Origin of the sequence: Streptomyces sp. NPDC059832 (genome assembly GCF_042731715.1) — a bacterium.
Lineage (GTDB): Bacteria > Actinomycetota > Actinomycetes > Streptomycetales > Streptomycetaceae > Streptomyces.
Genome location: NZ_JBHWIY010000006.1, coordinates 22,601 through 36,483 on the forward strand (window position 1 = coordinate 22,601; position 13,883 = coordinate 36,483).

Below are 13,883 nucleotides of genomic sequence, written 5' to 3' on the forward strand. Positions count from 1 at the left end.
TCCGGCGCCGTCGGCGGGTCAGTGCGCCGCGGACTCCCAGTCCGTACCGACGCCCACCGAGACATCCAGCGGGGCGCGCAACTGCACGGCCGTGGACATCTCGTGGCGGAGGATCTCCTCCACCTGTGCCCGCTCGCCCTCGGCGACCTCCAGCACGATTTCGTCATGGACCTGGAGCAGCATCCGGGACTTCAGCTTCGCCCCGGTCAGTGCCCGGTCGACCTGGAGCATGGCGACCTTGACGATGTCCGCCGCCGTGCCCTGGATCGGTGCGTTGAGCGCCATTCGCTCGGCCATCTCGCGGCGCTGGCGGTTGTCGCTGTTGAGGTCGGGGAGATAACGGCGGCGGCCGAAGACCGTCTCCGTGTATCCCGTGGCCCTGGCCTCCTCCACCACCCGGTGCAGATAGTCGCGCACCCCGCCGAACCGCTCGAAGTAGGTGTCCATCAGGCCGCGCGCCTCGCCCGCCTCGATGTTCAGCTGCTGGGAGAGACCGAACGCGGAGAGCCCGTACGCGAGTCCGTAGCTCATGGCCTTGATCTTGCGGCGCATCTCCGGGTCGACGGCCGACTTGTCGACGCCGAAGACCTGCGAGGCGACCGTGGTGTGCAGGTCCTCGCCGGAGGTGAACGCCTCGATCAGGCCCGCGTCCTCGGAGAGGTGCGCCATCACCCGCAGCTCGATCTGGCTGTAGTCGGCCGTCATCAGCGTCTCGAAGCCCTCGCCGACGACGAAGCCGCGGCGGATGGCCCGGCCCTCGTCCGTACGGACCGGGATGTTCTGCAGGTTGGGGTCGGTGGAGGAGAGCCGGCCCGTCGCCGCCACCGTCTGGTTGAACGTGGTGTGGATACGGCCGTCCGCCGCGATCGTCTTGATCAGGCCCTCGACCGTGACCCGCAGCTTGGCCTGCTCGCGGTGGCGCAGCATGATCACCGGCAGCTCGTGCTCGGTCTGCGCGGCGAGCCAGGCCAGCGCGTCGGCGTCCGTCGTGTACCCGGTCTTCGTCTTCTTCGTCCTGGGCAGGCCCAGCTCGCCGAAGAGGACTTCCTGGAGCTGCTTGGGCGAACCGAGGTTGAACTCGCGGCCGACCGCGGCGTGCGCCTCCTTCACCGCCTGCTGCACCGCACCGGCGAACTGCTGCTCCATGCCTTCCAGATGGGCCCGGTCGGCGGCGATGCCGTGCCGCTCCAGACGGGCCAGCAGCGCGGACGTCGGCAGCTCCATGCCGTGCAGCAGATCGGTCGCGCCGACCTCTGCCAGCCGGGCGGTGAACGCATCGCCCAGATCCAGGACCGCGCGGGCCTGCGCCATCAGGGACTCGGCCTCGGCCTGGTCGTCCGCCCCGAAGGCCAGCTGGCCGTCGGACGCCGCCGCCGGGGCCAGCTCACGGCCCAGGTACTCCACCGCCAACGCGTCCAGCGCGAAGGAACGACGGCCGGGCTTGACCAGGTAGGCGGCCAGCGCGGTGTCCATCGTGACGCCGTCGACCTGCCAGCCGTGCTCGGGGAAGACCCGCATGGCGCTCTTCGCGTTGTGCATGACCTTGGGCCGGTCCGCGTCGGCGATCCAGGCGGCGAACGCCTGCTCGTCGCCCGCGTCGAGCAGGGCCGGGTCGAACCAGGCCGCCGCGCCGTCCGCCGCGGCCAGCGCGATCTCGGTGACCGTGCCGCTGCCCACCAGCCAGGCGTCGACCGTGGCCACCCCGAGCGGCTGCCCGCCGTGCTCGGCGAGCCAGGGCGCGAGCTCGCCCGCGCCCAGCACCGCGCCGTCCAGCTCGACGCCCGCGGCGGGCGCCGGGGCCTCGTCCTCGGCCGCGCCCGGATCGACGGCCAGCAGCCGCTCGCGCAGGCTCGGGTTACGGATCTCCAGGACATCCAGCACACCCGTCACCGCGGTGCGGTCGTACGGAGCGCGCTCCAGGTCCTGCGGGGTCTTCGGCAGCTCCACGTCACGGACCATCTCGGTCAGCCTGCGGTTCAGCCGCACCGCGTCCAGGTGATCCCGGAAATTCTGACCGGCCTTGCCCTTGACCTCCTCGGCGCGCTCGACCAGCTCGTCGAACGAACCGAACTGATTGATCCACTTCGCGGCGGTCTTCTCACCGACGCCGGGGATGCCCGGAAGGTTGTCCGACGGGTCACCGCGCAGCGCCGCGAAGTCCGGGTACTGCTGCGGTGTGAGCCCGTACTTCTCCTCGACCTTCGCCGGGGTGAAGCGCGTCAGCTCCGAGACGCCCTTGGTCGGGTACAGCACGGTGACGTTGTCCGTGATCAGCTGGAACGAATCCCGGTCACCGGTGACGATCAGCACCTCGAAACCGGCCGCCTCGGCCTGCGTGGCCAGCGTGGCGATGACATCGTCCGCCTCGAAGCCGTCGACCGCGAAACGGTCCGCGTGCATCGCGTCCAGCAGCTCGCCGATCAGCTCGACCTGCCCCTTGAACTCGTCCGGGGTCTTCGAACGGTTCGCCTTGTACTCCGGGAACTCCTGCGAGCGCCAGGTCTTGCGGGAGACGTCGAACGCCACCGCGAAATGCGTCGGCGCCTCGTCACGCAACGTGTTCGCGAGCATCGACGCGAAGCCGTACACCGCGTTCGTCGGCTGCCCCGACCCTGTCGTGAAATTCTCCGCAGGCAGCGCAAAGAACGCCCGGTACGCCAGGGAGTGCCCGTCCATCAGGAGCAGGCGCGGTCGGTTGTCTGCCGTCTTCTTCGATGCCGTCTCAGCCACGCCCCCGATCCTGCCACGGACCACTGACATTCCCGACCGGCCCCGCTCGCCGTCCTCCGCGCCGGTGCCGCGTGCCGGTGCCACGTGACAGGATCGGAAGAAGAAAACGGACAGCATCGATGCGCACCGCGCACCGCGCAGCCTCGCAGTCGGCTCAAAGGGGAGCACGAAATGGCCACCAAGCCGCCCACCGGAGATCCGGTCCAGGACGCGCCGCGAATCGAGCCGGCGCAGCACGCCGCCGCCGGGCTGCCGGCCGTCGCCCACAGCCTGCTCATCGCCCAGCAGCAGATGGGTGTGCGGCGCACCGCGCAGACCCTCCTCAAGGTCAACCAGAAGAACGGCTTCGACTGCCCCGGCTGCGCCTGGCCCGAGGGCGACAAGCGGCACACGGCGGAATTCTGCGAGAACGGCGCCAAGGCCGTGGCCGAGGAAGCGACGCTGCGCCGGGTCACCCCCGACTTCTTCGCCGCGCACCCGGTCGCCGACCTCGCCTCGCGCAGCGGGTACTGGCTGGGCCAGCAGGGCCGGATCACCCAGCCGATGTACCTCCCCGAGGGCGCCGACCGGTACGAGGCGGTCACCTGGGAGCGCGCCTTCGCCGTCATCGCCGAGGAGCTGGGCGCGCTCGGCTCCCCCGACGAGGCCCTCTTCTACACCTCGGGCCGCACCAGCAACGAGGCCGCGTTCCTGCTCCAGCTGTTCGCCCGCGAATTCGGCACCAACAACCTCCCCGACTGCTCCAACATGTGCCACGAGTCCTCCGGCTCGGCACTGACGGAGACCATCGGCATCGGCAAGGGCAGCGTCTCCCTGGAGGACCTCCACCGGGCGGGCCTGATCATCGTCGCCGGACAGAACCCCGGCACGAACCATCCCCGGATGCTCTCCGCCCTGGAGAAGGCCAAATCGGCGGGCGCGAAGATCATTTCGGTGAACCCGCTCCCCGAGGCGGGCCTGGGACGGTTCAAGAACCCGCAGACCCCGCTCGGCATGATCAAGGGCGCCGCGCTCAACGACCTCTTCCTCCAGATCCGGATCGGCGGCGACCAGGCCCTCTTCCGCCTCCTCAACAAAATGATCCTGGAGACCGAGGGCGCCGTCGACGAAGCCTTCGTACGGGAGCACACCCACGGTTACGAGGAGTTCGCCCGAGCGGCCCGCGAGGCGGACTGGGACCAGACCCTCGCCGCCACCGGCCTCGACCGCGGCGCCATCGAGAAGGCGCTCGCCATGGTCCTCGCCTCGAAGCGCACCATCGTCTGCTGGGCCATGGGCCTCACCCAGCACAAGCACTCCGTGCCGACCATCCGCGAAGTCGTCAACTTCCTGCTGCTGCGCGGCAACATCGGCCGCCCCGGCGCCGGAGTGTGCCCCGTCCGAGGCCACTCCAACGTGCAGGGCGACCGCACCATGGGCATCTTCGAGCGCCCCGCCCCCGCCTTCCTCGACGCCCTCGACCAAGAATTCGGGATCACCTCACCGCGCCACCACGGCTACGACGTCGTCCGCTCCATCCAGGCCCTGCGCGACGGCGACGCCAAGGTCTTCTTCGCCATGGGCGGCAACTTCGTCGCGGCCACCCCCGACACGGACGTCACCGAGGCCGCGATGCGCCGCGCCCGCCTCACCGTCCACGTCTCCACCAAACTCAACCGCTCGCACGCCGTGACCGGCACCCGCGCACTGATCCTGCCGACGCTGGGACGCACCGACAAGGACGTCCAGGCGAGCGGCAAGCAGTTCGTCACCGTCGAGGACTCCATGAGCATGGTCCACTCCTCACGCGGCAACCTCACCCCCGCGAGCCCCCACCTGCTCTCCGAACCCGCCATCGTCGCCCGCCTCGCCCGCGCCGTCCTCGGCCCCGGATCGGCCACCCCCTGGGAGGAGTTCGAGAAGGACTACGCGACGATCCGCGACCGCATCTCCCGCGTCGTCCCCGGCTTCGAGGACTTCAACGCCCGCGTCGCGCACCCCGGCGGCTTCACCCTCCCGCACGCCCCCCGCGACGAACGCCGCTTCCCCACCGCGACCGGCAAGGCCAACTTCACCGCCGCGCCCGTCGAGTACCCCGAACTCCCCGAAGGCAGGCTGCTGTTGCAGACCCTGCGCTCCCACGACCAGTACAACACCACCGTCTACGGCCTCGACGACCGCTACCGCGGCATCAAGGGCGGCCGCCGCGTCGTCCTGGTCAACCCCGACGACGCCCACGCCCTCGGCCTGCCCGACGGCGCGTACACCGACCTCGTCGGCGAATGGAAGGACGGCGTGGAGCGCCGCGCCCCCGGCTTCCGCATCGTGCACTACCCGACCGCCCGGGGCTGCGCCGCCGCCTACTACCCGGAGACCAATGTGCTGGTCCCCCTCGACTCCACCGCCGACACCAGCAACACCCCGGCCAGCAAGTCCGTCGTCGTCCGCTTCGAGAACACCGTCGCCTGATCACGACGGACAGGCCCTAAGCGTCCGCTCAGTCGTCTGATAAGAACGATGCACACAGCAACGAAGCCGTGAACCACCGCAGACGATCGGAGCCGGCCCATGGGCGAGCACACCGCACCCAAGTTCCCCCAGGAGATCATCGACGAGTACGCCGCACTCGGCGTCGACCTGCCCGCCCTCTTCTCCGCCGGCCACCTCGGCGAGCGCATGGGCGTCACCGTCGTCGAAGCCTCCGCGGACCGCGTCGTCGGCACCATGCCCGTCGAGGGCAACACCCAGCCCTACGGACTGCTCCACGGCGGCGCCTCCGCCGTCCTCGCCGAAACCCTCGGCTCCATCGGCTCCATGCTCCACGGCGGCGCCACCAAACTCGCCGTCGGCGTCGACCTGAACTGCACCCACCACCGCGGCGTACGCAGCGGACTCGTCACCGGCGTCGCCACCCCCGTACACCGCGGCCGTTCCACCGCCACGTACGAGATCACCATCACCGACGAACAGGACAAGCGGGTCTGCACCGCACGCCTCACCTGCATGCTCCGCGACGCCCCCCGGCCCGACGCCGCCTGACGGGCCGGAAACACACCGCACACACCACGCGGCACCACCGCCCGACACCGATGCCCGGCCGGAACACAATCCAGCCGGGCATCGCCATGCCCGCCCACAACCACCCACGCACCACTCACGATTGACAGCCGGACACGCCAACTCCCTTGACCGGCAACCTTGTTGTGTGGCCCACTCGGCACCCCGCACACACCGACCCCGCACCCCCCGCACACAACACCGCGTCGACCACACCAGCCCCGATGTGACACTGCGTAACCGCTATCCGATACGCGGACGCCCGCACGCGGCCCCACCGACCCGGCCCCCACAGCCGCCGGGCACCTCACCATGCCCTCGCGCACCCCACCCCGCCCCACCTCGCGCGACAGCACCATGATCGGCTCAAGCCCCTTAGCAGAGCTGCGCGTTCTCAGAATGCGGTCACTTCGCCGTCCGGTAAAAAAGCCGTACATGTCCGCACAGCCACCTCAAGCCTTCCTCAAGGGCATAACAAGAGAGTCACATCCTGCGGCGGACCCATCCCCGACCCCCACACCTGCGCCTAGAGTCACCGCCAGTCACCGCGCCGCCGGGCGCGTCTGCAGCACGGCCCTGTACCAACCAGTACGGCCCGGCGAACGACACGGCACCTCAAGCAGAGGAGGCCGCGCCAGGGAAAGGACCTTTCGTGCGACACCGTTCTTTGCTCATACTCACCACCGTGCTCACGACCGGAGCACTGACCCTCACCGCCTGCGGGTCGCGCGACGACAACAAGAAGAGCAGCGACAGCGGCGGCACCCAGACCGTCGTCATCGGCGTCGACGCGCCCATCACCGGCGACCTGTCCGCCCTCGGCCTCGGCATCAAGAACTCCGCGGACCTCGCCGCCAGGACGGCGAACAAGGAAAAGACCGTCCCGGGCATCAAGTTCGAGGTCAAGCCGCTCGACGACCAGGCACAGCCCTCCGTCGGCCAGCAGAACGCCCAGAAGTTCATCGACGACGACACCGTCGTCGGCGTCGTCGGCCCGCTGAACTCCGGCGTCTCCCAGTCGATGCAGAAGCCGCTCAACGACGCCTCCCTCACCCAGGTCTCCCCCGCCAACACGGGCACCGAACTCACCCAGGGCGAGAACTGGAAGACCGGCGACAAGAAGCGCCCCTTCAAGACCTACTTCCGCACCGCCACCACGGACCAGATCCAGGGCGCCTTCGCAGCGAAGTACCTCTTCAACAACGCGAAGGTCAAGCAGGTCTACCTCATCGACGACCAGAAGCCCTACGGCGCCGGTCTCGCCGCCTCCTTCAAGAACACCTTCACCACCCTCGGCGGCAAGATCGTCGGCTCCGACCACGTCAACCCCGACGACCGCGACTTCAACGCCGTCGTCACCAAGGTCAAGAAGTCCGGCGCCAAAGCCGTCTACTACGGCGGCGAATACCCCGCCGGCGCACCCCTGAGCCAGCAGCTCAAGGACAGCGTCCAGATCCCCCTCATGGGCGGCGACGGCATGTACAGCGCCGACTTCATCAAGCTCAACAAGAAGGCCCAGGGCGACATCGCCACCTCCGTCGGCAAGCCCGTCGAGGAACTCGACTCGGCCAAGAAGTTCATCGCGGACTACAAGACCGCCGGATACAAGGACGCCTACGAGGCCTACGGCGGCGGCACCTACGACGCCACCTGGTCGATCATCGAAGCCGTCAAGATCGCCGTCGCCGACAACGGCGGCAAGCTCCCCAGCGGCGACGACGCCCGCGCCAAGGTCCTCGCAGCCATGGCCAAGGTCAAGTTCGACGGCGTCACCGGCCCCGTCTCCTTCGACGAGTACGGCGACACCACCAACACCATGATGACCGCCTACCAGGTCGACGGCGGCAAGTGGACCTCCAAGCTCAGCGAGGCCTACAAGCCGTAACAAGCTCCGCGGCCCACGCCTGACCCACACCAGACCGCGCGGGAGCGCTACCAGCCCTCCCGCGCGGTGCCATATCCGAACCACTCCACGGAGGCCCTGCGGTGAACGAACTGCCGCAACAGCTGGCCAATGGACTCATCCTCGGCGCGATGTACGGACTCATCGCGATCGGCTACACGATGGTCTACGGAATCATCCAGCTCATCAACTTCGCCCACGGCGAGATCTTCATGATCGGAGGCTTCGGAGCTCTCACCGTGTACCTCTGGATGCCGGCCGGTGTCTCCCTCCTCGCAATCATCCCACTCATGATCATCGGCGGCGTCATATGCTCCGTCGCCGTCAGCGCAGCCGCCGAACGCTTCGCCTACCGGCCCCTGCGCAACGCCCCCAGACTGGCCCCGCTGATCACCGCGATCGGACTCTCCCTCGCACTCCAGCAGGCCATCTGGAAGTGGTACCCCGACGCCAAGAAGGACCGTTCCTTCCCCCAGTTCAAGGGCGAAGCGATCGACATCTTCGGCGCCCACATCCAACGCGGTGACCTCTTCGTCCTCATCACGGCACCCATCTGCATGCTCGCCCTCGGGCTCTTCGTCTCCAAGACCCGCTCCGGCCGCGGCATGCAAGCCACCAGCCAGGACCCCGACACCGCCAAGCTCATGGGCATCAACACCGACCGCATCATCGTCATGGCCTTCGCCATCGGTGCCGCGTTCGCCGCCGTCGCCGCCGTCGCCTACGGGCTCAAGAACGGCCAGATCGGCTTCAAAATGGGCTTCATCATGGGCCTCAAGGCCTTCACCGCAGCCGTACTCGGCGGCATCGGCAACATCTACGGCGCCATGCTCGGCGGCGTCGTACTCGGCATCGCCGAATCCCTCGCCACCGGCTACATGAGCAACGTCCCCGGCATGGAACTCTTCGGCGGCGGCGCCTGGAAGGACGTATGGGCCTTCGTCCTCCTCATCATCGTCCTGCTGCTCCGCCCCCAGGGCCTGCTCGGCGAACGCGTCGCGGATCGGGCGTGATACGGATGACCACCAACCCCACCACCACACCCGCACCCGCCCCCTTCCTGCCGATCCCCGCGGCAGCCGCCCGCATCGGCACCGTCGCAGGCGCCGCCGTCGCACTCGCCGGCACCTTCCTCGCCTGGACCTGGACCGACCAGTTCCCCGGCGACCTCACCGTCACCGGCTACCCCGGCGGCCTCCAGGTCCTCACCCTCATCAGCGCCGCACTCACCCTGCTCCTCGCACTGTCGGGATACGGCATCCGAGGCCTGCGCTGGCTCACCCCCGGCGGCACCAACAGCCCCGTCCGCCTCCTCGCCCTCGGCACCCTCGGCACCACCGGCTACACCATCGGCGCCATCGCCTACGACCTCGGCGGCGTCGTCAACCTGGAACCCGGCGCCTGGGTCAGCGGCATCGGCGCACTCATCGCCACCATCACCGCACTCGGACTCCCCGGCGACCACCCACTCGCCGACACCGGGACCACCGCCTGGCAGCGCTTCCGCAACAGCCTCGGCGCCCCCCAGGCCCCCCGCGCCAAAGCCCTCCCCTCCTGGGCCGAAATCCTCATCATCGTCGCCGCGTTCGGCATCGGCCTCTATGCCTTCGCCTACGGCATCGACACCGACTACACCGAACTCTTCATCGGCTTCCTCATCACCGTCGGCTTCGCCTTCACCGCACTCCACCGAGCCGGACTCATCTCCCGCCTCACCGCGCTGACCGCGAAACACCGCAACATCACCCTCGCCGCAGCCCTCGTCGCAGCCGTCTGCTTCCCCTTCACCCAGCAGAAAGAGGAATACGCGCTCATCGGCGCCAACATCCTCATCTTCGGCACCGTCGCACTCGGCCTCAACGTCGTCGTCGGCCTCGCCGGCCTCCTCGACCTCGGATACGTCGCCTTCCTCGGCGTCGGCGCCTACGCCGCCGCCCTGGTCTCCGGCTCCACCATGTCGGCCATCGGCGTCGAATTCCCCTTCTGGGCCGCCGTCCTCACCGGCGCCGGAGCATCACTCGTCTTCGGCGTACTCATCGGCGCACCCACCCTGCGACTGCGCGGCGACTACCTCGCCATCGTCACCCTCGGCTTCGGTGAAATCTTCCGCCTCACCGTGAACAACCTCAACGGCAACAGCGGACCCGACCTCACCAACGGCTCCCAAGGCATCCCCAGCATCCCCGACCTCAACTTCTTCGGATTCGACTTCGGCCTCAAGCACAACATCCTCGGCTTCGACCTCGGCAGGTCCGCCAACTACTACCTGCTGATGCTCGTCTTCACCGCCGTCGTCGTCCTCGTCTTCCGCCGCTCCGGAGAATCCCGCATCGGCCGCGCCTGGGTCGCCATCCGCGAAGACGAAACCGCAGCCACCGCCATGGGCATCAACGCCTTCCGGCTCAAACTGCTCGCCTTCGCCCTCGGCGCCACCCTCGCCGGACTCGCCGGAACCGTCCAGGCACACGTCAACTACACCGTGACACCCGAGCAGTACCAGTTCGCCGGCTCCGTACCCCCCAACTCCGCCTTCCTCCTCGCCGCCGTCATCCTCGGCGGCATGGGAACCCTCAGCGGACCCCTCGTCGGCGCCGCACTGCTCTACCTCATCCCGGCCAAACTCCAGTTCATGCAGGACTACCAGCTCTTCCTCTTCGGCATCGCACTCATCCTCCTGATGCGCCTGCGCCCCGAAGGACTGGTCGCCGACCGCAGGAAGCAGCTCGAATTCCACGAGAACGACGAGCCCGACGTACCGGAACCACGGCAGTCCGAAGAGACCGGCGCCGGCATCGCCAAGGCGGGGGCGTGACCACCATGACCACCACCACGAAGACCGCCACCACCGTCCTCGACGCCAGCGGCGTCACCATGCGCTTCGGCGGCCTCACCGCCGTACGCGACGTCGACCTCACCGTCAACGCGGGCGAGATCGTCGGCCTCATCGGACCCAACGGCGCCGGCAAGACCACCTTCTTCAACTGCCTCACCGGCCTCTACGTCCCCACCGAGGGCAAGGTCAGCTACAAGGACACCGTCCTGCCGCCCAAGCCCCACCTCGTCACCCAGGCAGGCATCGCCCGCACCTTCCAGAACATCCGGCTCTTCGCCAACATGACCGTCCTGGAGAACGTCCTCGTCGGACGCCACACCAGGACCAAGGAAGGCCTCTGGTCCGCCCTCCTGCGCCTCCCCGGCTTCACCAGGGCCGAGAACGCCAGCCGCGAACGCGCCATGGAACTCCTGGACTTCATCGGCCTGGCGGACAAGGCCGACCACCTCGCGCGCAACCTCCCCTACGGAGACCAGCGCAAGCTGGAAATCGCCCGCGCCCTCGCCAGCGACCCCGGACTCCTCCTCCTCGACGAGCCCACGGCCGGCATGAACCCGCAAGAGACCCGCGTCACCGAAGAACTCATCTTCGCCATCCGTGACCAGGGCATCGCCGTCCTCGTCATCGAGCACGACATGCGGTTCATCTTCAACCTCTGCGACCGCGTCGCCGTCCTCGTCCAGGGCGAAAAGCTCGTCGAAGGAACCCCCGACATCGTCCAGAGCGACGAACGCGTCGTCGCGGCCTACCTCGGCACCCCCTTCGAAGGCGCCCCCGGCGCCGAAGAAGCCGCCGAGGTCGAAGCCGCGGAAGCCGGAGCCGCCGCAGCGAGCACCGCCAGGACCGCGGCCACCACCGACACCAGCACCAGCACCAGCACCGAGGAGGAGGACACCCGATGACCGCACTGCTAGAGGTCGAGGACCTCCGCGTCGCCTACGGCAAGATCGAAGCCGTCAAGGGCATCTCCTTCACCGTCGAAGCCGGCCAGGTCGTCACCCTCATCGGCACCAACGGCGCCGGCAAGACCACCACCCTGCGCACCCTCTCCGGCCTCCTCAAGCCGGCCGGCGGCCGCATCGTCTTCGACGGCAAACCGCTCGCCGACATCCCCGCGCACAAGGTCGTCTCCCTGGGCCTCGCCCACTCCCCCGAGGGACGCCACATCTTCCCCCGGCTGACCATCACCGAGAACCTCCAGCTCGGCGCCTACCTCCGCAACGACAAGGCAGGCATCGAAAAGGACATCCAGCGCGCCTACGACCTCTTCCCCATCCTCGGGGAACGCCGGAAGCAGGCCGCCGGAACCCTCTCCGGCGGCGAACAGCAGATGCTCGCCATGGGCAGGGCCCTCATGTGCCAGCCCAAACTCCTGATGCTCGACGAACCCTCCATGGGCCTCTCCCCGATCATGATGCAGAAGATCATGGAGACCATCGTCGAACTCAAGGCCCAGGGCACCACCATCCTGCTCGTCGAGCAGAACGCCCAGGCCGCGCTCTCGCTCGCGGACCACGGCCACGTCATGGAGGTCGGAAAGATCGTCCTCTCCGGCACCGGCGCGGACCTCCTCCACGACGAGTCCGTCCGCAAGGCCTACCTCGGCGAGGACTGACACACACGAGGAAGGCCCGCGTCCCGGATGTCCGGGACGCGGGCCTTCCTCGTACTCGCGTACGGCCTACTCGGCCGCCCTCTTCTTCTCCTCGGCGTCCTCGATCAACGCCTCGGCAAGCTGCTGCATCGACAACCGGCGGTCCATCGACGTCTTCTGGATCCACCGGAACGCGGCCGGCTCGGAGAGCCCGTAATCCGTCTGCAGAATGCTCTTCGCCCGGTCCACCAGCTTCCGCGTCTCCAGCCGCTGCGCGAGATCCGCGACCTCGGACTCCAGCGCCTTCAGCTCCGCGAACCGCGACACCGCCATCTCGATGGCCGGCACCACGTCGCTCTTGCTGAACGGCTTCACCAGATACGCCATCGCCCCGGCGTCCCTGGCCCGCTCGACGAGATCGCGCTGCGAGAACGCGGTCAGCATCAGGACCGGCGCGATGGACTCCTCGGCGATCTTCTCCGCCGCGGAGATCCCGTCCAGGACCGGCATCTTCACATCGAGGATGACCAGGTCCGGCCGGTGCTCCCGAGCCAGCTCGACGGCCCGCTGCCCGTCCCCTGCCTCGCCGACGACCGCGTAGCCCTCTTCCTCCAGCATCTCTTTGAGGTCGAGACGGATGAGCGCCTCGTCCTCGGCGATGACGACGCGGGTCGTCAGCGGCGGAACGTGCGACTTGTCGTCGTCGGCGGGCTGGGGCGACTCGGGGGTGGTCACGGGGCTCCTTGTTCAAAGGCAGATACAGCTCCCCATGAGCCTACCCACCTCCTGTAAGGTAGTGACTCGCAGGGCGCCACTAGCCCTTCCTTTCTAAGGCCCCAGTACTCCAATTGGTTAGAGAGGCCGCTCTCAAACAGCGGACAGTGTGGGTTCGAATCCCACCTGGGGCACTTTTCCTTGGATTGCAAGGTCGCAGGAGAACGACAAGGCTTCACTTGATCGTGTGATTGCCTTACCGATTCCACCCCCCGGGCACCGCGACTCGGTCAGGATCGACCAGGTGTACGACCTCGATACGCGCAAGCGTGCTCTGGACCTCCTGGCCCAAGGCTTCAGCCAGAACTCTGTAAGCAAGCAGACCGGCATCTCGCGGGCCGCCGTCCGTTCGTGGCAGACACGACTGGAACCCCTCGGCCGGAACCGCGTCGCAGCCTGCCCGAGGTGCGACGGTCTGCCGGGCGAGCCCGAAGACCCCGCCGCGTACGCATACCTACTGGGCCTCTATCTCGGCGACGGCTGTATCAGCTCCAGCAAAAGGGGCGTGTACTTCCTCCGCATCGCCTGCGCCGACAGCTGGCCAGGCCTCATCGATACTTGCGCCGAAGCCATGCAGCTTGTGCGTCCCGGCAACAAGGTGTTCCGAGTTCAGCGTCAGGGCTGCCAGAACGTGACCTGCTACAGCAAGCACTGGCCGGGCCTCTTCCCCCAGCACGGCCCCGGCAAGAAGCACGAGCGCACGATCTCTCTCGAACCCTGGCAACAGCAGATCGTGCGCACCCACCCCTGGGAGTTCATCCGCGGTCTGATCCACTCCGACGGATGCCGAGTCACCAACTGGACCACAAAGCTCATCGGCGGCGAGCGAAAGCGCTACGAGTACCCCCGGTACTTCTTCACCAACTTGTCAGCCGACATCCTGGGCCTCTTCACCGATGCCCTGGACCTCGTCGGCGTTCACTGGAAGCACGCCAACAAGCGGAATATCTCCGTCGCCCGACGGGCGTCCGTCGCGCTGATGGACGCCCACGTCGGGCCGAAGTACTGACGAC

General features: G+C 68.1%; 10 protein-coding genes and 1 tRNA gene. 9 read left to right on the forward strand and 2 right to left on the reverse strand.

The genetic code is table 11. The features are described 5' to 3' along the window. Positions 1-18: 18 nt before the first annotated feature. Positions 19-2,730, reverse strand: coding sequence for a DNA polymerase I (gene polA, locus ACFV8T_RS12410; protein ID WP_385326858.1), 2,712 nt, complete (start codon positions 2,728-2,730; stop codon positions 19-21). A gap of 171 nt (positions 2,731-2,901) precedes the next feature. On the opposite strand from polA, the gene ACFV8T_RS12415 reads away from it, so the two are divergent. From ACFV8T_RS12415 to ACFV8T_RS12445, 7 genes are all read left to right on the forward strand, one after another. After that, positions 2,902-5,178, forward strand: coding sequence for an FdhF/YdeP family oxidoreductase (locus tag ACFV8T_RS12415; protein WP_385326859.1), 2,277 nt, complete (start codon positions 2,902-2,904; stop codon positions 5,176-5,178). A gap of 99 nt (positions 5,179-5,277) precedes the next feature. After that, on the forward strand, positions 5,278-5,748 hold the full coding sequence (locus tag ACFV8T_RS12420; RefSeq protein WP_385326860.1) for a PaaI family thioesterase: 471 nt from the start codon (positions 5,278-5,280) through the stop codon (positions 5,746-5,748). A 685-nt stretch (positions 5,749-6,433) separates the two neighbouring features. Further along, positions 6,434-7,651, forward strand: a complete 1,218-nt coding sequence (locus ACFV8T_RS12425; protein WP_385327356.1) for a branched-chain amino acid ABC transporter substrate-binding protein — start codon at positions 6,434-6,436, stop codon at positions 7,649-7,651. Between the two features lie 101 nt (positions 7,652-7,752). Next, positions 7,753-8,682 carry a branched-chain amino acid ABC transporter permease gene (locus tag ACFV8T_RS12430; RefSeq protein WP_266420688.1) on the forward strand — a complete coding sequence of 310 codons (930 nt, stop codon included), beginning with the start codon at positions 7,753-7,755 and terminating at the stop codon, positions 8,680-8,682. 5 nt (positions 8,683-8,687) lie between these two features. Then, complete coding sequence (locus tag ACFV8T_RS12435; protein ID WP_385326862.1) at positions 8,688-10,481, forward strand: branched-chain amino acid ABC transporter permease; 1,794 nt, start codon at positions 8,688-8,690, stop codon at positions 10,479-10,481. Positions 10,482-10,486: 5 nt separating this feature from the next. Next, positions 10,487-11,404, forward strand: coding sequence for an ABC transporter ATP-binding protein (locus ACFV8T_RS12440; RefSeq protein ID WP_385327358.1), 918 nt, complete (start codon positions 10,487-10,489; stop codon positions 11,402-11,404). After that, positions 11,401-12,117, forward strand: a complete 717-nt coding sequence (locus tag ACFV8T_RS12445; protein WP_385326863.1) for an ABC transporter ATP-binding protein — start codon at positions 11,401-11,403, stop codon at positions 12,115-12,117. The genes ACFV8T_RS12440 and ACFV8T_RS12445 overlap by 4 nt, the downstream gene beginning before the upstream one ends. Positions 12,118-12,183: 66 nt before the next feature. Here the strand turns inward: ACFV8T_RS12445 and ACFV8T_RS12450 are convergent, their stop codons facing one another. Further along, positions 12,184-12,831 carry an ANTAR domain-containing response regulator gene (locus ACFV8T_RS12450; RefSeq protein ID WP_385326865.1) on the reverse strand — a complete coding sequence of 216 codons (648 nt, stop codon included), beginning with the start codon at positions 12,829-12,831 and terminating at the stop codon, positions 12,184-12,186. A 98-nt stretch (positions 12,832-12,929) separates the two neighbouring features. Between ACFV8T_RS12450 and ACFV8T_RS12455 the strand changes: the two genes are divergently transcribed. Together ACFV8T_RS12455 and ACFV8T_RS12460 are read left to right on the forward strand one after the other, a co-directional pair. Continuing rightward, positions 12,930-13,004: transfer RNA gene (locus ACFV8T_RS12455), tRNA-Leu, on the forward strand. Between the two features lie 110 nt (positions 13,005-13,114). Then, positions 13,115-13,879, forward strand: a complete 765-nt coding sequence (locus ACFV8T_RS12460; RefSeq protein ID WP_385327359.1) for a transcriptional regulator — start codon at positions 13,115-13,117, stop codon at positions 13,877-13,879. Positions 13,880-13,883: the final 4 nt, after the last annotated feature.

Bases quoted from the DNA above. Each gene is read 5' to 3' on its own strand.
- ACFV8T_RS12440 (WP_385327358.1), top strand. From the start codon at position 10,487: ATGACCACCACCACGAAGACCGCCACCACCGTCCTCGACGCCAGCGGC.
- ACFV8T_RS12445 (WP_385326863.1), top strand. From the start codon at position 11,401: ATGACCGCACTGCTAGAGGTCGAGGACCTCCGCGTCGCCTACGGCAAG.
- ACFV8T_RS12420 (WP_385326860.1), top strand. From the start codon at position 5,278: ATGGGCGAGCACACCGCACCCAAGTTCCCCCAGGAGATCATCGACGAG.
- ACFV8T_RS12435 (WP_385326862.1), top strand. From the start codon at position 8,688: ATGACCACCAACCCCACCACCACACCCGCACCCGCCCCCTTCCTGCCG.
- ACFV8T_RS12415 (WP_385326859.1), top strand. From the start codon at position 2,902: ATGGCCACCAAGCCGCCCACCGGAGATCCGGTCCAGGACGCGCCGCGA.